Below are 22868 nucleotides of genomic sequence, written 5' to 3' on the forward strand. Positions count from 1 at the left end.
AGAGCCTTCAAGCCCTCTAGCCTTTTAGCCTTTTAGCTTTTAACCTATTTCCCTAGCTTGATTTTTCGTGTCGAGCCAATCTTATTTTTACTGTTCGGGCGTGATTTTTTCGCTCCCAGTTTATTGCTTGCAGATTTACCTTTGTTTTTAAACTGATCTAACCCGGTATGTCGACTTAACGCCGGTTTGGATGCTTTAGCTCCCGCACTCTTTTTCACTGCCGTTTTTAATTCATCACGTGTTTCTGGTGGTACCAGACAGTTTGCTCCACGACCAATGAGTTTACGTGCAAGACCAAGTCGTTTAAGCGCTTCACGAATCTCAGGCCAGTTTTCAGGCACATGGTAGCGAAGAATCGCTTTGTGTAAACGACGTTGACGTGCGCCTTTGGTGATGACAACCTCTTCACTCTCTTTGTTGACTTTATGAAGCGGGTTCTTCTCTGTATGGTACATGGTGGTTGCATTTGCCATCGGAGAAGGGTAAAAGTTTTGTACTTGATCTAATTTAAAGTTATTACTCTTTAACCATAACGCTAAATTGATCATATCTTTATCAGTGGTACCTGGATGAGCTGAGATAAAGTAAGGGATCAAATACTGTTTTTTATTGGCCGCTTTTGAGTATTTTTCAAACATCTGCTTGAAAGCTTCATAGCTGCTCATGGTCGGTTTCATCATCTTATCAAGCGGACCTTTCTCGGTATGCTCTGGTGCTATTTTAAGATAACCACCAACATGATGTTCAACCAACTCTTTGACGTACATAGGATCTTCAACGGCGATGTCGTACCGTACCCCTGATGCGATCAATATCTTTTTAATACCTGGGAGTTTACGTGTACGGCGGTATAGGCTGATAGTATGCTGATGATCGGTATCCATATGATGACAAATATCAGGAAATACACAACTTAAACGACGACAGGTTTGTTCCGCTTTGGGGCTTTTACATTTTAGACGGTACATATTCGCCGTTGGACCACCAAGGTCGGAGATAACACCGGTAAAACCGGGTACTTTATCGCGAATCGTCTCAATCTCTTTAACAATTGAGTCTTCCGAACGACTTTGAATGACACGGCCTTCATGTTCGGTAATAGAGCAGAAAGTACAACCCCCAAAACAGCCACGCATAATATTGATAGAAAAACGGATCATATCGTAGGCAGGGATTTTAGCATCGCCATAACTTGGGTGAGGTACTCGTTGATATTCAAACCCAAATACCGCATCAATCTCTTCTGTGGTAAGCGGATAAGCCGGCGGGTTTACCCATAATAAACGTTGCCCATGAAACTGTGCTAACGCACGGGCACACCCAGGATTGGTTTCTTGATGCAATACACGTGACGTGTGTGCATACAATACTTTATCTGTTTTGACTTTTTCAAAACTTGGAAGTTGAATATAGGTCTTTTCCCAAGGTTTCTTTTTGTGTGATTTAGCCAGTGGCGGTAATACCGTAATTGGCTGGGTCACGTCTTCCTGTGTCGCACTACTTTGATCGGCTATCTGCTGCGTTGCACACTGCACATTTATATCGGCATAGGGGCTGATGATTGGATCTATTTTTCCTAATTGGTCAACCTGTTGAGAATCGATGCCATCCCAATTAGGCAATGCTTCTTTAACTAATACCGCAGTGCCACGAATATCAAGCATCTCTTTTGGTGATTCACCCTGTGAGATACGGTGTGCAACCTCCAGTAATGGTCGTTCTGCATTACCGTATAATAAAATATCTGCTTTTGAATCTAATAAAACAGAATGACGAACTTTGTCTGACCAGTAATCGTAATGGGCGATACGACGTAAACTTGCTTCAATACCACCGATCACAACAGGTACATCTTTATAGGCTTCTTTACAGCGCTGTGTGTAAGCCAAGACAGCGCGATCAGGACGTTTACCGCCTTCATTATTTGGCGTGTAGGCATCATCATGACGCATACGTCGCTCTGCTGTATAACGGTTGATCATAGAGTCCATGTTACCCGCAGAAACCCCAAAAAATAGATTCGGTTTGCCAAGCTTCATGAAGGCATCTTTGCTGTGCCAATCGGGTTGCGAAATAATACCAACACGATAACCCTGTGCTTCAAGTGTGCGGCCAATGACAGCCATTCCAAAACTGGGGTGATCTACATAGGCATCACCGACAACAATAATAACATCACAGCTATCCCAACCGAGTTGTTTCATCTCTTTGCGCGACATTGGTAAAAATGGAGCCGGCTTTTCATTGCGCCCTTTGTAGGACGGGTATGAAAAAAGTGGGCGCTCAGCCTGTAGTAGATCAAGACTCATTATTGTTGCCTGTAATAGTAAATAATCGCGCAGTCTAGCATAGCTAATCGATTTTCTTAACCGCGAAATTTATGAGGATATGATAGGAGTGTAAAGTGGTAATATGTGCTTAGCAGATGGAAGTACGTTGCATATTATATTTACTTTAATATACAACGCATTGAAGTTTTTACTTATTCTGGAATGATAATAGGGTCAGCTAAACGGCCAATTAATTGCCCTGTTTCCAGTTTTACATTATTCAAAATTACATCAATAACATCGCCCAGTTGCAATTCTGTTTGCTCTGCAACCATGACTTTACCTAACTCACGATCACAAGTGATCTGTTTACTGTCTTTAGCATCACTGCATAATAAGCTGCTAGGAATAAAGAATGTGGCACCATTTTCTTGAATGCGTACACGTACTCCAGCTTTGATAATATCGAATATTTCCGCCTTGTAACGCCAATTAGATTGTTCTTGTTCTTTTAAGTATTGGCTATAAAGTAGGTTATTAACGTCACGTTCAGCAAGACGTTGCGATTTACGCGCTTCGTTTAGCAATACACCAATATCATCACTAATGTGTACATCATTTTTACCAAGTAATACCGATTTAATTAAACGGTGGTTAAGCAGATCACCATATTTACGAATAGGAGATGTCCAAGTTGCGTAATAATCGACGCCCATGGTGAAGTGCGCTTCTGGTTTATTTTTAGTGTCGGCGTACGCAAGTAATTTACGTAGACGGTGATCTAAATAACAGTTATGAAGTAGGGCTGTTTGTTGGCGCATTTTGGTGTAACCGGAAAGTGTGCCAAGCGTTTCAGCGTCTGACTCAATATTAAATTGGGCAAGTAGCTCAACTGCTTTTTTCAAACGATCACTAGCAAAACCGGAATGAGTATTAAATACACCTTGCTGTTTATGTTTTGCTAAGAATTGTCCTGCACAGATGTTTGCAGCAATCATCGACTCTTCAACAAGACGGTTTGCCGTTCGTCGTGGCTCACAAAGAATTTCGTAAACTTCACCACGGTTATTAAGCTTTAAGGTGTAATCTGGTTGGCTTTTAAAGACGACGTTATTTTCAGTTCGCCACGCTAAACGTTTAAGTGAAGCTTCACTTAAAGTAGTGAGCTGATCGCTTAGCTGACGATTTGGTTTCCAATGAGTACCATTTTCGTTTTCACTTTCAAGGTAGTCAGAAACATCACTGTAATTAAGTCGGTAATGAGACTTCATCCAAGCTGCAAAAAATTGTGCTTCGCCTACTATTTCGCCATCAGTGTTAATTTCTATTTTACAACAAAGTGTCGCGCGTTTTTCCCCCTCTTTGAGCGAACATAAACTATCGCTGAGGTCTCGTGGCAACATAGGGACATTGAAGTTAGGTAGATAAAGTGTGAACCCTCGACGTTTAGCCTCCGCATCCATGTCACTATCTTCAGGAACATAAGCACTTGGATCCGAGATAGCCACCGTTAAAAACCAGCCGTTATCGCTTTTCTCAATGTATAGCGCATCATCCATATCCTGCGTATTGATGCCATCAATGGTAAAGAAGGGGAGTTTAGTGAGATCTTCTCGTGGTAGTTCAGGGTCAATCACTTGCCAAGGGTGATTAAATTCTGGCGCTTTGTTAGGAAGCTTATGTGTCGCAACGGTAATCAATCGATAAGCAAAAGGATCAGAAGCATCTGCGACCTTTTCAATGACCTCTACTAAAAAACCGTTTCCTGCTTCAAGCGCATGTTTAATCAATTTGACGGTCACCCAATCACCATCTTGGTAGCCTAGCTGAGTGAGCTTTTGGCCCCCTTGGATTTTAAAAAAACCTTTTAGCAAAGCATTATTGGGTTTGATGGTAATTTTGTTTTGTTGCATCGAGAGTTTCGCAACAAATTCCTGTGTCTCGCTATGTTTTAATTGCTGAGGCTCAGCTGTGCTTTTGTCACCATTTTCACGAATAAAGGCTGTAATACGATCACCGTGTAATACTTTTTTCATCTCATTCGGTGGTATAAAAAAACGTTTACCTTTATCTGTTTCTAAAAACCCATAACCTTTATCAGTTGCTTTTACGATCCCTTGTCGCTTGGGAATATCTTGTTGGATCTTTTCTTTTAATTGACTTAGCAACGGATTGTTTTGAAACATATAATAAAAACCTTAAGATGAATGCAGGTTAGAAAAACTAGATATAGGAATATAAAGTTTTATCTCAAGCAATAAAAGAGGCAAATGTCTAAAAGGGTAAAATATAAAATTAATTATAGAAATAGCTTGGCTTTTTAAGCAAACCTGTTTATTATGCGCCTCGTTCTGCGGAGGGGTGGCAGAGCGGCTGAATGCACTGGTCTTGAAAACCAGCGAGGGTTAATAGCTCTCCGAGAGTTCAAATCTCTCCTCCTCCGCCACATTAAAAAAATCGCTTACTGTTTTACAGTAAGCGATTTTTTGCTTTCTATCCCTTTGCAAATACCCCGATAATATCGAGCGGAGTAATTATCCCAAACGATTTTGTGAAGGCAGAGCTGCTAATACCAATTCCAGTAAATAGCTGATCTATTTAACTGGTTAAAATAACTTATTTCTACGTTGTAAGTTTCGCAAAGGGAACAATTATTTACATCAACTGACGCTTTGAATTAAGCCATTTTCCCTGTGTACTACCAGATCACTTTCTAATTTACATTATTGCATCTGTTGTTTGTATAAACGCTGGCCATGTTCGTCGCGTACTTTAGCAAGGGTATTCCAAAAGGTGATCGCCTCGTCGGCATAGTTTTTAGTGTATCTGTGCGATAGTACAAGATACCAACTACTGGTTAGAAAAGGGATAGGAAGCTGTTTCATGTTTTTAACTATTCCTTTTTTCCTCAGTAGTGTTTCACCAATCGCACGTTCCACCACATAGCCATCAATTCGCTTTCTTGCCACTAACCCAAGCCCTTTTTGATGCGACAAGTTGGATGGGAAAAGCACCCCTAATTGTTTGAGTTTTTGATACGCGACATACCCTAGCGGGGCAGATAGTTGCAGTTTTTGTTGATTAAAACTTACACCATTCCAGCTAAAGTCACTCTCTTGATGAACAAAAATAGGGTATTCAGCTTGCCAGATCACTTTTGACTGGTCTAATTCTCCATTCTTTTTTTTCGGAAAAGCGTATAACAAATCTCTCTCTTGAGTATGGATCACTGCAAATGCACCATCCATCTCTCCTTGCTCTACGGATCTTAAGCAACGTTTCCAAGGAAGGTTGTGCAACACAACGTTAAAATCTCCCTGTGCGCTAATTAAATCCATGAATTCATTAAATATGCCTTTATTTTCAATACCGACATAGGGAAGGTTTTCTGTGTCCTCTGCACATATATTAACTGTGTTAGCAAAACTATTGTGCATTAGTAAAAATAATAGAGAGCCTAAAAGTATTTTCATTTTGAAAACCTTATCGAGTAATTTGGATAAGAGAGCCGACTAAAATACCTTTTAAATGAAAGCAATTTACAGTCTCATAATTAGTAATAAATATAGTCCAAAATACACCTATTTTTTTATTTGATATTTTTGCAGTGTACTCAATAGATGAAGAGAGATAGTTGAGATGCTTACTTTGCATATAAAATTAATTCAATGCAGGATATAAATTTCCCTCTGATTATACCAAGCCCACTAAATAATTGATCAATCTTACTGGTTAAAAGAAACTATTTCAGCGCTAAAAATTTCGTAAAGGAAACAACCGTTTGCATCAACTTTCGCCCTGAACTAACTCCTTTTTGCTGCGTAATTTTTGACCACTATATTAGCGGAATGGGTATTACTTTAAAGGTATCTGATAATTGATGGTTTTATTTATGCTTATAGTATTTTCAAGCAGAGATGATGAGTTTTTATGATAGTACTGAGAATGTCGAATGTGGTAGAGTCTTTGCAATATCAAGAGTTTGAAGAGGGGAATCACTATTTGTGATTGTAAAAAGTAGTGTAAAAAAAATCCCATGCAATGATGAGATTTTTTGATTTATGCTGTATCACCTAACATAGAAGATAATATAGTCCGGATACGGCACCAATATTTAATAGTAGATGTAAGTAAAGTGCATGGTGTGCGTTATTGCATTTTTCTTTTTCAGCGAAACGATTAATTTTATCTGCAATTAGATTTTCTTTTTTATAGAGAACTTGGTATATACCGTTTAATTTAGTTTCTATTTTGGTCGTTTCGTCAAATGAAAGCGAGTCCATTTGCGCAGTCCTTTAACATAGTTGTATTTACACACTATTGCCCGATAGTGTGAACCCACTTATTAGCCACTCGTACTTTAATTTGCTCTATACCGGCATGTACTTTGAGTTCATTACTAAGAAGAGGTAACACATTATCATCGCCAACACTATTTTAAAATGACTTAGCGCAAATCATTTATGTTGTATTTGGTTTCAGTTAACGGTTTTAAGAATTAATCTTTAAAATGACGCAATTGCGATAACACATCAATCAATAACGTGATGTCAAAATCATCTTCGTTGAGAGCAATTCCCTGCCAGTTAATACTAGATATGTCGCCATTATTATCAAATTGGGTAATTTTATCTTTCTCATAAATGACATATTTTTGCAAATCCCCAGACAATACATATGCTCTGCTGCGATTATCAAAAAGGCTTTGTCCGTTACTATATTGTTCACTGCTGTTTTGAACCCCTAATGCTTCTTCTAAAAGCGTTGGGGCAATATCCACATGGCTTGTCATACGTGTGATACTTCTGTTTCTTTTTCCTGGCCACAACACAATTAATGGCACATGTGCATTGTTTATGGCCGCTTGTGGAGACCTCTCTTTCTCGAAGGAAGCTCCATGGCTACCTGTGATAATGACAATGGTATTACTCAGCGAGCCGTTGTCCTTTAATGTTTGCACCACTTTGCTTATTTGTAGATCAATATCAAGCACTTGTTGCTGGTAACGTTGCATTTTTTCACTACGCTGTGCCAAGCTAAAGTTATTATCGTTTAGTGCTAGGGCATTACCTGCTTGCTGATAATATAAAAAACTAAACTTCTTATGTTTCGCGTCAGAGCTATTAATAAGCCACTCTTGCCACTTTTTGGTTATTTTTTGGTTACTGACACTGGCGATATTCTCATGTAATTGAGGGGTATCAAGATGACTAAAGCTACTCTGTAAAAACTCTGGATGTAAAAAACCGACACTCGAAAATAAACCAAACTGATACTGTTTTTGTTGTAGTCGATCGATTAAAACAGGTGCCACATAGTTTAAAGTTATCTCTGACCAGTAGCGGTTTGGCAAACCATAAAATAGGCTGAATAAACCCTGTGCACGATTACTAGCGCCACTATAATGTTGTGTGTAATTAAGCCCTTCATTGCTAAGTTCAAAAGTATGAGGCATGTTTTTTTCATTAAGGAGATCAGCACGCAACGCTTCAACAGTGATAAACAATATATTTTTATCATTATGTTGATTAATGTCATCTAAAAAAGTTAATGGCTTTTTAGGGTAATTGAGGGCAGAGGTGTTTTCACCTTGTTGGCTAATAATACGTTTTTGTAATTTATCATCACTTAACCAACCCTGTTTCGTTAAAAAAGTACGCGCAGTCATCGGGTAAGATAAAGGATATAACGATTTTTGTTGGGTAATTGGCCTATATTGTTTCGCATCCGCCCAGATATAAGTTAGATGAGAGACAATAAAGCTAGCAAACAGGAAGATTGCAATCGGTTTACCAATCCCTTTTGCCTGAAGCTGGCGACCTTTTCGCCAAACAAAAAACGAGATGGTAAATTCAATGGCAAAAATGATTGGGAACGAGATGTAATGCAAATTAATATCGTAGATCTGCTCAACTTGTTCAGGTTGCTGTAGGAATTGCCAGATCAGAGGCGTTAAGTGGAACTCGTAAAGCCGGAAAATTTGTGTATCAACAATTAAGAATGCAATGGCTGTTGTACTAATGAGCATTGCGACTAAACGATATAAGCGTTGGTTAGGGATCACAAAGGCGAGTGGAAAAAGCAAAACGCCAAAAACCATCGCAGATACAAAGCTAAAATGTCCAATTAAACTGATAAATTGGTAGGCAATACCTAACCCAGAATCAGATAAGCCCGCATATTTGATGTAGCGCAGGCTGATGAGCGAAACGATGATCAGGTTGAAAAAAGTAAACCAATGCGCCCAGTTAATTAAACGCGATACGTTATCGTGGAATTTATTACCCGTTTCAACCATAAGAGTTATTTATCTTTTGTGTTAATAGATGCCGTGAATGCTTTAACAAATTTTTCACCAATAGCTTGACGTTTATTCGTCGGCACTTGGCTATTAATAATATGAGTTAGACTATTTCCTAATACCATCAGACTTAAGTCAACGGATACGTCATTTTTATGAAGTACTTCCATCACTTCATCTAGGATATTTTCAATTTTTTCGTTTGAATATTTTGAGATAATAGGCATTAGTTTAAGTCTGTATTAATTAAGAAAAAGCTATAATACATGAGTCATACAGAGATACCAATCTTAGGTCGAGAGTTTTTATTTATAAAACTGATTTTATGCGTACGGCTTTGGTGGCATAATCGCTTTTCTGTTTAAATTCTGGTGTACTATTTATGAATATCTCTGCAACTAATATTATTTTACACTCGCTCGACTACAACGTTGAAGGCGTTTTAGAATGCACTAAACGTGAAGGCGAGTTACCAATCTCTCCCTCTATTGAACAATTTTTAACAAAAATTCATAGCACCTATCAAAGTAAAACGAATAAAGCTTTTGCTTCTTTTCCAACAGAAACTGATAGACCACAAGTATTTCAACGTGCCCTTGAGAAAGAGATGGCCGGCGAATTAGACTTTGTTAGCTTTTCTCAAACTGCTGTTGATTGTTTAGTCGCTGAACTGCAAAAGCAAGATTTTGCAGAGCAGGGTATTTTACTGATTAGTAAGTACAGTTGGACTGCGAGTGATTACCTACTTATTGCATTGTTGCAAAATAATGAATCGGTGAGTGTTAATGAAAATTTAGAGCTAACCAGTAGCCAACATCTTGAAACCAGCAAAATTCAATTAGTGACGCGTATTGATCTTACGTTATTGGCTCGTTCACCTGAATCAAATCGTTACCTTTCTTTCATAAAAGGGCGAGTTGGGCGTCAGGTATCTGATTTCTTTCTTGATTTTATGGGCGCACAAGAAGGGTTTGATGCCAAAGTTCAAAATCAAGTGCTAATGAAAGCTGTAGAAGAATTTTGTGAAAAAGAAGCGCTTCCGATGGAGAAAAAACAAGAAGTGCGGGAAGTTGCCTTTGATTACTGTAAAGAGCAACTAAAGCAGGGGGAGGATATCGAATTAGCAACGCTTTCTGAGCAGATGCAGGAATCGCCCAAATTAGAAGGGAGCTTTTACGATTTTGTTAGCGAAGATTATCAGCTAGAGCAAAACTTCCCTGCTGATAGAAGTGTAATGCGTAAATTAACTAAATATGTGGGTCAAGGCGGTGGAGTAAGTATTAGCTTTGATCAAAAACACTTAGGCGAACGTATTCAATATGATGCTGATAGTGATACCTTATCTATTAAAGGTATTCCACCCAATTTACGAGAACAACTTAAACGTGATGCAAGCGAAGCATCAACCACTACGAACAATGATGATGAAAGTGCGCCGTTTTAACAGCCGTGCTTTCTATAGGGTAAATAAATGAAATTATTTGTACGCGACCTAACGGTTATTGATGCGACATATTTAGATGCACAACGTGGCTTCGTTGGGGAAAGTTATATCGTTGACGTGGTATTAACTGGTGGGCTAAATGAGCAATCGATGATTCTGGATTTCTCGTTAGTGAAAAAACAGATCAAAGCGATTATTGATACTGAAGTTGATCATAAACTGATTGTACCACATGCTTCCTCTCGCTGTTCAGTGACACTTGAACCACAGCGTACACAGGTAAATTTTAAGCTTAATGACAATAGTTATATTCAGCTTAAATGTCCCAATGAAGCATACTGTTTATTAGAAAGTGAAACAGTATCTATTGAAGTATTAGAAACCTACCTTGAACACCTAATTCTTTTACAACTACCGGAAAATGTTGGTAAATTAGAGGTTAAGTTGCGTACTGAAAATATTGATACGCCTTTTTATCACTATACACATGGTCTGAAAAAACATGACGGTAACTGTCAACGTATTGCTCACGGGCATCGTTCAAAGTTAGATATTTTTATAAATGATGAGTTTAATCACTCATTAGTGCAGGATTGGGCAAACCGTTGGCAAGATATCTACTTGGTCAGCAAAGATGATATTATCGATAAGCGTGATTTATCATTTATTGTTAAAGCCAATGATATTGAAAAATTATGTTCTGCTTACCATGCGCCACAGGGATATTTTGAATTGTTAATCCCTGCACATCGTGCTGAAGTTTTACCAAAGGATACAACCGTTGAAGAGTTAGCCGACTTTATCTGTGAGCAAACTAAAAAACGTGTTGGTAATGACCACGTTAAAGTATTTGCCTACGAAGGTGTTGGCAAAGGAGCGATTGCTGAGCTATAACTATTACTTTAATTACGCTATGCTTTTGAAAAATAGTAAAAGATTAAGGGAACAACATGGCAGAAGAAACAATATTTAGAAAAATTATCAATAAAGAAATACCTTCGGATATGCTTTATCAAGATGATTACGTGACCGCTTTTCGTGATATTTCACCACAGGCTAAAACACATATTTTGATTATTCCAAATAAACTGATCGCCACCGCTAATGATATTGAAGTGGAAGATGAAGTATTGATTGGAAAGTTATATACCGTTGCCAAAAAACTTGCTAAACAGGAAGGGATTGCTGAGTCAGGTTATCGTTTAATTATGAATTGTAATGGAGATGGCGGACAAGAGGTCTACCACATTCATTTACACCTGCTAGGCGGCCAACGTCTAGGTAAACTTATTACTACTTAAGCTTGGAGATACACATGAAAATTAAAAATAACTTCCTATTTATTGCATTAGCAACACTCTTCCTTTCTGCTTGTTCAACTTCTGTTGAACGGTTAGATTCTCAAAAGGAGGTCGATTTGAGTGGTGCGTGGAATGATACCGATTCACAGCTAGTTGCCCGTGAAATGATTGAAGACTCTCTTTCTCGCGCTTGGATTTCAAACTTTGTAAAAGCAGAAGGTAAAGATCCTGCTGTTATTGTTGGTAAAGTACGCAACTTAAGCCATGAACATATTAATACGAATACTTTTATTGCAGATATGGAGCGAGAGTTAATTAACTCTGGTGAAGTACAATTTGTAGCAGCCGCTGGCGCACGAGAAGAAATTCGTGAAGAGCGTGGTGATCAAGACCTAAACGCATCAGAAGAAACGCGTAAAGAGATGGGCCAAGAGTACGGTGCAGATTATATGATGCAAGGGCAGATAAATACTATTATTGACGTAGACGGCACAACACAAGTACGTTTCTATCAAGTGAACCTTGAGTTAGTAAGTATCAAGGATAACCGTAAAGTATGGGTAGGCCAGAAAAAAATTAAAAAGCTAGTTAAAAATAGCAAGTTACGCGAATAAACTACAGCAAACTTACGGGCATGTTAGGTATTGCCCGTAAGATTTTTTATAGCCTTTTATAGCGAAGCCCTATGCAAAAAATAGTGATAATCTTCATGATCTCCATGTTGGCCGCCTGTGCTGGACATCAGCGTGAGACTAATAAATTAGCAAATCAACTCTATCAAAATAACCCACAAACTATTCTTAATCAGCTTCAATCTAGTTCACCTAATGAGCGAGACTATGCGCAATTCCACCTCAATACAGGCTTTTTACAATTTTTAGTGGGAGATTTCCCTACTGCAATTGAAACATTGACTCAAGCAAAAAAAGAGATGGCAGTACTAGAAGCAACCTCTATCAGTGAAAACGCAGCTGCCGGAACAGTTAATGAAACATTACGTAGCTATAGCGGATACCCAACCGATAGAGTGATGGTGCATAACGTATTGGCCTTAAGTTATCTATTTAATGACGATATTGATGGCGCACGTGTTGAAATGTTGCAGGCCGATATTGCAATGAAAAAATTAGCTAAGAAAAAGTCGCTTGTTGGTCAATTCGCTAATACGCATCTTCTTTCGGGCATTATTTATGAACTCCTTGATGAACAATCAAATGCACTGATTAGTTATAAGAATAGCGAATCGATCATAAAGGCACGAAATTTGTCGGTGCCAGTAGGATTGCAACAAGCGCTTCTACGCATGAGTTTCGCCGTCGATAGGGATGGCCAATATCTGAGTTACAATAAGCTATACAGTGGTTTTGAAAAACCACTTCAAAATAGTAATAACAAAGTGTTTGCAATTTATTTCGATGGTGTAGTGAGTAGTAAAATCGAAAAAACGGTGATTGTTCCAAGTGGAAATGATGATCAGTTAATACGTATTTCAGTCCCTGCTTACCCGCAAAGTCGATACAGAGTTTCACGAACCAAACTAACAGATGCAACTCAACAAATAAGTAGCGAGTTGGTTGAAAACTTGGAAGTCTCTGTACGTGAGGATTTAGCGAAAGAATACCCTTCAATATTGCTCTTAACAACAACACGAGCAGTGGCGAAATACGAGCTGGTTAAGGAAGCGGATAAACAAGATTCTTTGCTTGGCGCTTTAGTGAATTTAGTGACGGTACTCACTGAAGTTGCAGATTTACGGAGTTGGAACATGCTTCCAGCGTCGGTACAGTTTGCTTATATAGAAACCCCGGACAATCAAATTATCGTCAATAAAAATAACAGCACGCCTGAGCAAATCACCTTACAAAAAAACTCTCGTAATCTGTTATTAATATCAAGTTTAGAAGCCCCTATTTTTCATTATCAACAAACATCGAGGTCTTTATGAGTAGCACCCGCGTTTTATTGTCATTTATAACTGTATTTTTTATTGCTAGTTGCGCTTCAACCTCGGAAGAGAAACGCCCACAATGGATAGATAACGCTTCTTCAATTTATCCTGATAGTGACTATTTAACGGCAGTGGGACAAGCTTCGAAAAGGGATAGAGCAGGTAAAAATGCCACGGCTAATTTAGCTGAAATATTTTACGTTACCGTTCGTGCAGAAACGAATACACTCACGGAAGCAACAAAAGCGCAAAGTGCATTGGGTGTTACTGCTGAAAGTTCGACATCACTGCAGCGCAATATACAAACAGAAACGGATCAAGCATTAAGTGGCGTTAAAATTAAAAATAGTTGGTTAAGTCCATCGGGTGAGTATTATGCATTGGCAGTGCTTGGAAAACGTACTGCTGCGATGAGTTTAAATGAATCGATTATTGCACTTGATAACTCAACTGCTGAGTTTATTAATTACAGCGTTAATATTGCGCCAAACAGTATCTCATCGCTTAATGCATTACGTGCTGCACGTGATGAACAGATGGCTCGACAAATGGCTAATCTACAATTAAAGCAAGTCGGTGTTTCTGGCGTACCCACAGATATTTCCAGTAAAAAAATAGAACGCCTCATTGCTCAGAAACTTGCATCAATGCAAGTTGCTGTAGATAGTGATAACGATAGGCACAGCAAAACACTACAATCAGGACTATCACAGCTCGGCGTCAATGTGGTTGATAAGGCAAATATTGTCGTCAGTGCCGACGTTGACATCACAGAGCCTACCTTAATAAAAGGATGGTATTGGCTTCGTGGCAGTTATGAGCTTTCCATTTCTGAGAACGGACAGGTGATTAGTCGTAAACGCTGGCCGGTAAAAGTTTCTGCAAAACAAGCAGATCTTCTTAACCTAAGGCTTCAAGATAATATTAATGCCAATATTAGCGAATATTTAAAGCAACTGGTTAGTGACTCTCCAACGCTATAATTTCATTATATAGCTTTCTTATTAAAGGCGTTTCAATGTTGAGTTGTTGCGCTTTTTTTAATAAGTAACCATTAATATACTCAATTTCAGTAGGGCGCTTGTAAAAGATGTCTCTATTCATTGAAGAGTAGTTGTTGCTGGTGGCATCGATAACGCCATTAATGGTGCTTAATAATAACTGTTCATCAAATTTTAAATCTAATCTTTTAAGTACCTGCATTGCTTCTTTGATCAGTTGTTTTATTTGATCCTGAAATACCGCTTTTGACAACTCGCCATTGCTTATTTGAAAAATTGCACTAAGCGGGTTAATAGCAATATTAATCAGTAATTTTAACCATAATTTTTTCTCAATGTCCTCGCACCAATGACAGTTACCAAGTGCTTGGTTCAATGTCGCTAAAAGAGATGCAAAATTGCGAGAGGCGCAATTAAAAGGACCGAAGTAGGTAACGCCCAAGCCTGTTTGTACAATGTTGAATGGTGCAGAGAGTAAACTAGCATTTGCGGTGGTGGCGCAAATAATTGGGTTTTGGGGTAATAATTGCGCGACTTGTTCTGCGCAGCCCATGCCATTGTGCATTAAAATGATCACTTGCTGCTCACTAATCTGACTTCGGTATTGCTTGAGCGCTTGTAATACTTGAGGCGCTTTCACGCAAACTATGAGGGGACTACTTGTATCGCTTAAACATTGTGAAATAGAACAAGGATAACACTGTTCTTCACCTTGCAGGTTAGTGTAGTTAATACGTTGTGGAATATTATTTTTTCTGGAAACAAGGTGTACCTGCTGACCACAATTGAGCAAGTTAGCTGCCCATAAACAACCGATTGCACCATCTCCAATTATCTGCCATGTCATATTACTGTACATTTACCTTAACCTACTAGTTATATTGCTTTCATATATTTAATGTTAAGCGCATCATAACATAGCCCCAAGTGAGAAATTCTGGTAACTTAGCGCATATTTTGAATTTATTAACAGGAGAATAAAATGCCTTCATTTGATGTCGTTTCTGAAGTAGATGTAGCGGAATTACAAAATGCCGTTGATAATGCCAATCGCGAATTAAAAACACGCTTCGATTTTCGTGGTGTAAAAGCAAGCTTTAGTTTTGAAAAAGGAGTGGCAAAACTATCATCTGAGCATGATAAACAATTACGTCAATTACTTGATATTCTTCGTGTCCATGTTATTAAACGTGGTATTGACGCGAGCTCAATGGAAACAGATAAAGCCAACCATAGTGGTCAATCATGGTCTCAAACTGTCAAGTTTAAAGAGGGAATTGATCAACCGATGGCGAAAAAAATTGTTAAGTTAATTAAAGACAATAAAATGAAAGTTCAAACTCAAATTCAGGGTGAAGAGCTACGTGTGACGGGTAAAAAACGTGACGATTTGCAAGCTGTAATGGCCTTAATTCGCGGGGCTGAACTTGGCCAACCGTTCCAATTTAATAATTTTCGAGATTAAAGCAACATGTCAAAACGAGATTGTTACGAAGTACTTGGCGTAAGCAAAAGTGCGTCGGATAAAGAGATAAAAAAAGCCTATAAAAAATTGGCCATGAAGTACCATCCGGATCGTAACCCTGATAATCCGGTAGCTGAAAATAACTTCCGTGAAGTGAAAGCTGCCTATGAAATATTAGGTGATGAAGAAAAACGTCAACAATACGATGATTTTGGACACAGCGCTTTTGATGAAAATGGTCATGGGCGACAGGGCGGTTTCGGTCATGGTGGATTTGGTCAAGCGGGCGGTGGCTTCGACGATATGTTTGGTGGTATGTTTGGCCAGCGCCAACAACAGCAATATCGACCACAGCCAGAAAAAGGTTCTGATATTATCGCAACGGTAGAGATTACCTTAGAAGAAGCTGTTGAAGGATGTGTGCAGGAGATAAAACTCCCTAACAACCCTGTGCTTTTAAAAGTTACTATTCCGGCGGGTATTGATAAAGGACAGCGCGTACGTGTCAATGGTAAAGGTAATCCGGGGACACTAGGTGGCCCTCATGGCGATCTATTAGTCGAGGTAAGCCTTGCAGAACATGATACCTTTAAACGTGAAGGACGTGATCTGTATTGCGACATTGATACTCCTTATACAACGGCTGCGTTAGGTGGAAGTTTAAAAGTACCGACCTTTGCGGGCTTTATTAATATTAAAATTCCTGAAGGAACGCAAGCGGGAAGAAAATTCCGTATCAAAGGAAAAGGAATCAAAGCGATGAAAGGCGATGCGGTTGGTGATCTTATTTATGAGGTTGTGATTCCGACCCCGACATCACTTTCAGATCAGCAACGAGCATTGTTAGAGCAATTAGCGAACCTGTCTTAGCTGATTATCAATCTGTTAGATCTCATCACCTGGCTTGATGGGATCTTGTTCCTTGTCTAATAAATTTTGAATCTTTCCCGAGCCTTCTGACCAAGCATCTTGACTCCCTGATTCAATATCTTCCCAAACATCCTGACTATTTTCTTTACCTTGCTGCCATAATTCACTACTTTTTTCTTTACTTGATTCCCAGAGCTGTTGTGATTTTTTTGAGCCTTTTTCCCACCATGTTTCAGAGCTTTCTTTACTTGCACTCCAAATATCTTCAAAGGCTTTTTGAGTCGACTCTTTTGCTGCATCCCAATCAATCTCTGACGTATCTTCGGCATGAGTCAGTGCTGTTAGGCTAAATAGTGTACAGGCGATGATGAGTCGTTTCATTGTCTTTATCCTTGTGAGCAAATATTCATATTAGTCATTGAAATGGTTCAACAGTTCAAATATTCACTATTTTACTTGAACTATCTGTTAACTTTAACTACTGTGTAAAAAAACAGTTAAGAGTTTGTGTTACATGATATTATATATTGCCGAAAAGCCAAGTCTTGCGCGCGCGATCGCGGATGCATTGCCCAAACCCCATCGTAAAGCAGAAGGGTGTATTCATTTAGGCAATGGCGATATTGTTAGCTGGTGCATTGGTCATCTTTTGACTCAAGTTGATCCTGAAGAATACGATCCTATCTATAAAAAATGGCAGTTTGAACACTTGCCAATCATACCTGAAAAATGGAAGTTAAAATCAACGCCACGTACCAGCAAACAACTTGCTGTTTTAAAGAAACTCATTAAACAAGCTGATCAGCTTGTTCATGTTGGTGATCCCGATAGAGAAGGGCAATTACTGGTTGATGAAGTGATCCATTTTAGTGGTGTTAAGGGCAACAAGCTTCAACAAACACAACGTTGTTTAGTCAGTGACCTAACTATCAATGCCGTAAAACGTTCATTACAACAGTTACGCTCGAATCAAGACTTTGTCGCTTTGTCTACTTCTGCGCTAGCAAGAACACGTGCTGATTGGTTATATGGGCTGAATTTAACACGCGTTTATACACTACAAGCACAAAAATGTGGATACAAAGGGGTGATTTCAGTTGGGCGTGTGCAGACACCTTTATTAGGATTAGTCGTACGCCGCGATGAACAGATTGCCTCTTTTGTTAGTAAACCATTTTATGAGGTATTAGCGCACTTAAGTAGCGAGCAAAATGAATCTTTTACAGCAAAGTGGAAACCCAGTGAAGCGTGTCTAAAGTATCAAGATGAAGAGGGACGAGTAGTAATTAAAGGGCTTGCTGAAAATGTGGCCGCTAGAATATCAGGACAACAAGGGACTGTTTCTTCATTTGTAGCCAAAAATAAAAATCAAGTTGCGCCATTACCCTATAATTTGTCTGCCCTACAGATAGATGCAGCAAAGCGATACCACTATAGCGCGCAGCAAGTGTTAGACAGTTGCCAAGCATTATATGAGCGTCATAAATTGATTACCTATCCTCGCTCAGATTCACGTTATTTACCACGTAATCACCATCGTCAAGCAAACTTGGTTACTAAGGCGATTGCTCATAATGAACCTAAACTAAAACTGGCTAGTGAAGGGGCTGATTTAGCCATTAAAGGTCGAGCGTGGAATGATAAAAAGGTTGATGCACACCATGCGATTATTCCTACTGATAGCCATAAAGCGCTTGCGACATTGGACACACAATCACGGAATATCTATCAACTGATTGCCAAACAGTATTTAATGCAATTCTACCCTGATTATCGTTATGCAGAATGTGTTGCTGAGATTGAAATAAACGGTGGCATATTTATTGCGAAAGCTAAAAGCAGAGTAAGTGATGGCTGGAAAGCATTGTTAGATAAACAAGAGAAAGATACGTACCTACCCACTTTGAACAAAGGTCAAAAACTTCATTGTGCAAAAGGGGAAGTTGTGGAAAAAAATACCCAACCTCCTGCGCATTTTACCGATGCGACATTATTATCTGCTATGAGTAATATTGCGCGATTTGTAAAAGATGCAAGCTTAAAATCGGTGCTCAAAGAGACCGATGGTTTAGGTACCGAGGCGACGCGTGCCGGTATTATTGAGTTACTGTTTAAAAGGCAGTTTTTAAAACGAACAGGAAAGGTGATTATCGCCACTGACGTTGGTAATAAACTGATCCAAAGTTTGCCTGAAACCTTAACGCTCCCTGATATGACCGCACAGTGGGAGATGCAACTTAATGCAATCAGCGACAAGAAGCAAAGCTACAATGGTTTTGTATTACCATTACAACAGCAATTATCCAAAGTGATTGATCAAGCGATAACTGATGGACCTCAAGCATTAAAAGATTTGCCCATGACCAGTAACCCATTCAAAAAAAGTTATCGTAAAAAAACGACGATCAATAAAAGAGGATCAAGAAAAAAGCAAAGAGCGTAATTCAATAAAACATTCCATTCTGAACATCAGCTTACATGATAAGTTTACTTTGTATTGGTTGTTATTTAACCTAAACTCGAATAATGAAGACGAAATTGTCATCTATATTAACCACTTAACGGTTCATGCCATACAGTGCTGATAGTTTTCGGTAGTTCAAGGTAAATCAGCGTTGCAATAGCTGACTATTGTAAGCCGATTTAACGCAGCAATGTGGGAAAATAGCAGTGCTGTATCGGTTTGCTTACTCCGAGTTTAAGTTATTTTTATAAGATGACTTCTTCGATTGCTATATTGACTCTTAGTCAACATACTACATGTGCTGTTATTTATGGGATTAATATATGTCGGATAGTTTTTTATTGTTTGATGAACAAGCTAAAGAGCAAATAAGTGAACGCTTATTACCACTATTTGTCGATCAAATATTGCTCAAAGCATGGGATACGAAATCTCCAGCTGAATTCCCTTCACAAAGTCGTGTTTACGCATATGTCAGTGACCGACATGCTCCGGATGTGATTGAAGCCGCTATTAAAGGTGACTGGATATTAGCAATATTACCCTATGAAGGTGCTATTTATGCTCGCAGAGGTTTTTGTATTGAAGAAAACCTTGAAAAAGCACTACTAGAAGCACAACTTGCGACATCAAAGAAAGTGGATGTGCTACGTTGTAATGGAAAAGTTGTTCTTAGTACTGTTGTCTTGGGGGAGTGTTTCAATTTATTGCCTACCGCGAAAAGCTTAAGTTGGCGTGATCGCATGTCGTTAGCATGGAAAAACATTACTAAAATCCGTGCTATTCGCCCACAAAAAATGAGCTTCACGACCGAAAATGAAAGCTGCTTTAGTACCGCGTTAATTGGTTTAGTCATTATCGAGCATGCACATGGTTCGTCACTCTCTCGCAATATATTACCTGATACTCATATTAATGATGGTATGTGCCACTCCATGCTAGTCGCGCCACGAAGTGTCGTGGAAATGCTGCGTTTCTTTGTGATGGCTCCCTTTTCTAGAACGGTTAACTTACCTAATTTTCTCGGATTATTAAAAACTAAATCCTTTAGCGTAGTGAATGGTAAAGCGCTAACTTATACAGTGGATGGACAACTTCATCAGGCAGACCAATTAACACTAGATACACAATCTAGAGTACTTAATCTTCTAGTCGGCCCTGCATTGCCAATTGTAGACACTTCGCCAAGTCATAAAGAGCAACGCAAGATATCACGATTGCCAGCCGGAGAAGCAATTACTGCAATGGTTAGTAAAGAGCTTCCTTTTGTTGCACACGCTGCGACGGAAGAGTTTAAAGATCTCTATCAACTACTGCGTGAGAATGCGAAAACTTCTAATTCTTTTTTGACATTAATGGTGCTATCAACGTTATTAGCGAGTGTTGGCTTGTTTGCGAATTCAGCCCCTGTCATCATTGGCGCGATGATACTGGCACCGTTAATGGCACCTATCATCTCATTTTCTATGGGATTAGTAAGGCAAGATAATAGTTTACTAATATGTAGTATCAAAACCCTATTGATAGGGCTTTTCCTCTCTTTAGGTTTTGCCGCAACAGCCAGTTTTATTATGCCGATGGAAACCATTACGCCCGAAATTGCCGCAAGGTTAAGCCCTAGTTTATTAGATTTAGCCGTCGCTGTAATTTCAGGCATCGCTGGCGCTTATGCTCATGCTCGCGTCGAAGCCGCAAAAAGTATGGCGGGTGTTGCTATTGCGGTTGCCTTAGTGCCACCACTTGCGGTAATGGGGATTGGTTTAGGTTGGCTTGACTTTCATGTCACGAGGGGGGCTTTGCTTTTATTTCTAACTAACTTAGCTGGTATTGCTTTAGCCGCTTCGCTGACTTTCTTAGCGTTAGGTTTTGCTCCATTCACAAGAGCTAAAAAAGGCTTAAGTATTGCTTTGCTAGGAGTCGCGATAGTCAGTATACCTCTAGTTTTTAGCTTTATTCGTTTATCAGACGAGTCTTCGATTATCCAACAATTACAGGGTAAACAGATTGGTGAGGTAACTCTTCGTCAGGTTCATGCAAATGCAATAAAACCCTTAGCATTGTCAGTCGAACTGGTAACGCCTTCTGCTTTGACAACTGCGAATATAGATTTTATTAAAGATAATATTGAACAGCAATTGCAACGCGAGGTGATACTTGAAGCAAACATTGTTATTAGAAGATAAAACAATTTTTGATGCTCTTTAATGTAGCTAGATTTATTGTGTACTGATCTGTTTATACGTAAAAATTGTTTTTGCTAATCCTACTATTTGTCAGTTGATTGTCGTAATATGTCGTCAATCAACTGGCAAATGGGGTTTTCAAAAAATGAAAGTGTTAGTCGTTGGCGGGACGGCCGATGGACGTTACTTGGCTAGTGAGTTATTTGAGTTAGGTTTTAACGTTATCTACAGTATCGCAGGCCAAGTGCGTAAAGCGACCTTACCTTGCCCTGTGATAACTGGTGGTTTTACTCAGTTTGGTGGTTTGCAATCCTTTATTATCGAAAATAAAATTACCCATATAGTCGATGCAACGGATCCTTTTGCTCAAAAAATGAGTGAAACTATTGCACGTGTTGGGAAAGTGCTATCGCTGTGTACAATTCGCTTCCAACAGCCACCTTGGATTGAAAAACAGCAAGAATATTGGATAACAGCGACTTGTTGGACGACATTGATTCAAGAGTTAACAAAATACGAGACATTATTTATTGGTGTTGGTCAGATAAGTGAAGCGTTATTATTGCGATTAGCCGCGCAAACTAAGCTACTGCTATTACGTACGGCTATGCCTGTAAAATATACATTACCTGAGAATACCATTTGGATAAAAGCTCTCGGCCCTTACCAACTTGAAAATGAGATAGAGCTTCTTAAAAAACACCATGTAGATGCCGTTATTAGTAAAAATAGTGGGGGACATTCGACCTATGCGAAAATTCAAGCCGCTACTGAGTTAGGTATTCCTATTTATCAATTTGACCGGCCCCAGCTTACACCATTGAGATATGAATTTGAGCGTTCATCCAGATGTATAGAATTCCTATTAACATTAAATAAGAGTAGTGATGCAGGAGCTACCTTTCATGGATAAGAAAAAAACACAAAGAACTTACTTTTATTTGGCTCGTCATGGACAAACTCATTGGAATATAGCACATCGCATTCAAGGGCAGCTTGATAGCCCTTTAACGACTGTAGGGCAACAACAGGCAAAAGATTTAGCCGATGCTTGCCAGGTACATCAAATCACGAAAATATTAACCTCTTCATTAGGGCGTGCAGTTGAGACCGCAACTATTTGTGCACAACAGTTACAACTACAGCAAACAACCTTGAAAGGGATTGAAGAGCGAAATTTTGGTCTATGGGAGGGAAAGTTAACGGGTGAAGTGCAACGTTGCACTGATTATGACGAGATAACTTCACAAGTTACTGATATAGCTCCACCGAATGGCGAAAGTGCGGCTCAACTGTTAATGCGGTTTGAAACAGCTCTGAAACAACAGTTTACGCTTATGCCTTGTGATAACTACCTTATTATTACGCATGGCGATGTGCTACGTTGTTTTATGAGTCAGTTTCTCGCACAGAATGAAATAACAACGGGTTATGATTATAAAAATGGCCATATTATATCAATGTGTTATGACCACAGTCGCGAACAATTTATACCTTTATGATCTTATTTACTCTGTTATTAGAGACATTTTGGTTGATAAAACATGGCCGTAACAACTGAAAGTTAAAAAACTAAGTCTGAAATAATTTCGATGCTTAAGAAGATATTGACCAACAGCGC

20 protein-coding genes and 1 tRNA gene are annotated in these 22868 nt (G+C 39.0%); 13 read left to right on the forward strand and 8 right to left on the reverse strand.

Annotated features, from left to right (window positions below):
- Positions 1-44: 44 nt before the first annotated feature.
- The gene (locus CW745_RS15150; protein ID WP_101109542.1) at positions 45-2309 is read right to left on the reverse strand and encodes a YgiQ family radical SAM protein; all 2265 of its coding nucleotides are present in this window, start codon (positions 2307-2309) and stop codon (positions 45-47) included.
- Positions 2310-2482: 173 nt separating this feature from the next.
- The gene (locus CW745_RS15155; protein ID WP_101109543.1) at positions 2483-4456 is read right to left on the reverse strand and encodes an exoribonuclease II; all 1974 of its coding nucleotides are present in this window, start codon (positions 4454-4456) and stop codon (positions 2483-2485) included.
- A gap of 169 nt (positions 4457-4625) precedes the next feature.
- Here CW745_RS15155 and CW745_RS15160 point away from each other — a divergent pair.
- A tRNA-Ser gene (locus tag CW745_RS15160) sits at positions 4626-4716 on the forward strand.
- A 277-nt stretch (positions 4717-4993) separates the two neighbouring features.
- Here CW745_RS15160 and CW745_RS15165 read toward each other — a convergent pair.
- The 4 genes from CW745_RS15165 to CW745_RS15180 form a co-directional block, all read right to left on the reverse strand.
- The gene (locus CW745_RS15165) at positions 4994-5743 is read right to left on the reverse strand and encodes a hypothetical protein (RefSeq protein ID WP_101109544.1); all 750 of its coding nucleotides are present in this window, start codon (positions 5741-5743) and stop codon (positions 4994-4996) included.
- 600 nt (positions 5744-6343) lie between these two features.
- A complete protein-coding gene (locus CW745_RS15170) occupies positions 6344-6553 on the reverse strand; it encodes a hypothetical protein (RefSeq protein ID WP_101109545.1) in 210 nt (69 codons plus the stop codon).
- A 215-nt stretch (positions 6554-6768) separates the two neighbouring features.
- Positions 6769-8568, reverse strand: a complete 1800-nt coding sequence (locus CW745_RS15175) for a DUF3413 domain-containing protein (protein WP_101109546.1) — start codon at positions 8566-8568, stop codon at positions 6769-6771.
- A 5-nt stretch (positions 8569-8573) separates the two neighbouring features.
- Complete coding sequence (locus CW745_RS15180; protein WP_101109547.1) at positions 8574-8798, reverse strand: DUF1414 domain-containing protein; 225 nt, start codon at positions 8796-8798, stop codon at positions 8574-8576.
- Positions 8799-8953: 155 nt separating this feature from the next.
- On the opposite strand from CW745_RS15180, the gene yejK reads away from it, so the two are divergent.
- From yejK to CW745_RS15210, 6 genes are all read left to right on the forward strand, one after another.
- Positions 8954-10015 carry a nucleoid-associated protein YejK gene (gene yejK / locus CW745_RS15185; RefSeq protein ID WP_101109548.1) on the forward strand — a complete coding sequence of 354 codons (1062 nt, stop codon included), beginning with the start codon at positions 8954-8956 and terminating at the stop codon, positions 10013-10015.
- Between the two features lie 27 nt (positions 10016-10042).
- Complete coding sequence (locus CW745_RS15190) at positions 10043-10909, forward strand: 6-carboxytetrahydropterin synthase (RefSeq protein WP_101109549.1); 867 nt, start codon at positions 10043-10045, stop codon at positions 10907-10909.
- Between the two features lie 56 nt (positions 10910-10965).
- Positions 10966-11316, forward strand: coding sequence for an HIT domain-containing protein (locus CW745_RS15195; protein WP_101109550.1), 351 nt, complete (start codon positions 10966-10968; stop codon positions 11314-11316).
- A gap of 14 nt (positions 11317-11330) precedes the next feature.
- Positions 11331-11930, forward strand: coding sequence for a penicillin-binding protein activator LpoB (locus CW745_RS15200; RefSeq protein WP_101109551.1), 600 nt, complete (start codon positions 11331-11333; stop codon positions 11928-11930).
- Positions 11931-12001: 71 nt separating this feature from the next.
- The gene (locus CW745_RS15205; RefSeq protein ID WP_101109552.1) at positions 12002-13261 is read left to right on the forward strand and encodes a hypothetical protein; all 1260 of its coding nucleotides are present in this window, start codon (positions 12002-12004) and stop codon (positions 13259-13261) included.
- Positions 13258-14247 carry an LPP20 family lipoprotein gene (locus CW745_RS15210; protein WP_101109553.1) on the forward strand — a complete coding sequence of 330 codons (990 nt, stop codon included), beginning with the start codon at positions 13258-13260 and terminating at the stop codon, positions 14245-14247. The genes CW745_RS15205 and CW745_RS15210 overlap by 4 nt, the downstream gene beginning before the upstream one ends.
- Here the strand turns inward: CW745_RS15210 and CW745_RS15215 are convergent.
- Positions 14225-15124: a 2-dehydropantoate 2-reductase gene (locus CW745_RS15215; RefSeq protein ID WP_238596843.1), complete on the reverse strand. Its 900-nt coding sequence runs from the start codon at positions 15122-15124 to the stop codon at positions 14225-14227. The two genes, CW745_RS15210 and CW745_RS15215, sit on opposite strands and share 23 nt — an antisense overlap.
- Before the next feature lie 123 nt (positions 15125-15247).
- Between CW745_RS15215 and CW745_RS15220 the strand changes: the two genes are divergently transcribed.
- Positions 15248-15730, forward strand: a complete 483-nt coding sequence (locus CW745_RS15220) for a YajQ family cyclic di-GMP-binding protein (RefSeq protein WP_101109554.1) — start codon at positions 15248-15250, stop codon at positions 15728-15730.
- Between the two features lie 6 nt (positions 15731-15736).
- Entirely contained in the window at positions 15737-16600 is an 864-nt protein-coding gene (locus CW745_RS15225; RefSeq protein WP_101109555.1) for a DnaJ C-terminal domain-containing protein, read from the forward strand.
- 15 nt (positions 16601-16615) lie between these two features.
- Here the strand turns inward: CW745_RS15225 and CW745_RS15230 are convergent, their stop codons facing one another.
- Positions 16616-16981 carry a hypothetical protein gene (locus tag CW745_RS15230; RefSeq protein ID WP_101109556.1) on the reverse strand — a complete coding sequence of 122 codons (366 nt, stop codon included), beginning with the start codon at positions 16979-16981 and terminating at the stop codon, positions 16616-16618.
- 133 nt (positions 16982-17114) lie between these two features.
- Here CW745_RS15230 and CW745_RS15235 point away from each other — a divergent pair, with 133 nt between their 5' ends.
- From CW745_RS15235 to CW745_RS15250, 4 genes are all read left to right on the forward strand, one after another.
- Complete coding sequence (locus CW745_RS15235; RefSeq protein ID WP_101109557.1) at positions 17115-19043, forward strand: DNA topoisomerase III; 1929 nt, start codon at positions 17115-17117, stop codon at positions 19041-19043.
- 344 nt (positions 19044-19387) lie between these two features.
- Positions 19388-21247: a TIGR00341 family protein gene (locus CW745_RS15240; RefSeq protein ID WP_101109558.1), complete on the forward strand. Its 1860-nt coding sequence runs from the start codon at positions 19388-19390 to the stop codon at positions 21245-21247.
- A 145-nt stretch (positions 21248-21392) separates the two neighbouring features.
- Entirely contained in the window at positions 21393-22160 is a 768-nt protein-coding gene (locus CW745_RS15245; protein ID WP_101109559.1) for a precorrin-6A/cobalt-precorrin-6A reductase, read from the forward strand.
- Entirely contained in the window at positions 22153-22749 is a 597-nt protein-coding gene (locus CW745_RS15250) for a histidine phosphatase family protein (protein ID WP_193755630.1), read from the forward strand. The genes CW745_RS15245 and CW745_RS15250 overlap by 8 nt, the downstream gene beginning before the upstream one ends.
- Positions 22750-22868: the final 119 nt, after the last annotated feature.

This window comes from Psychromonas sp. psych-6C06 (assembly GCF_002835465.1).
Lineage (GTDB): Bacteria > Pseudomonadota > Gammaproteobacteria > Enterobacterales > Psychromonadaceae > Psychromonas.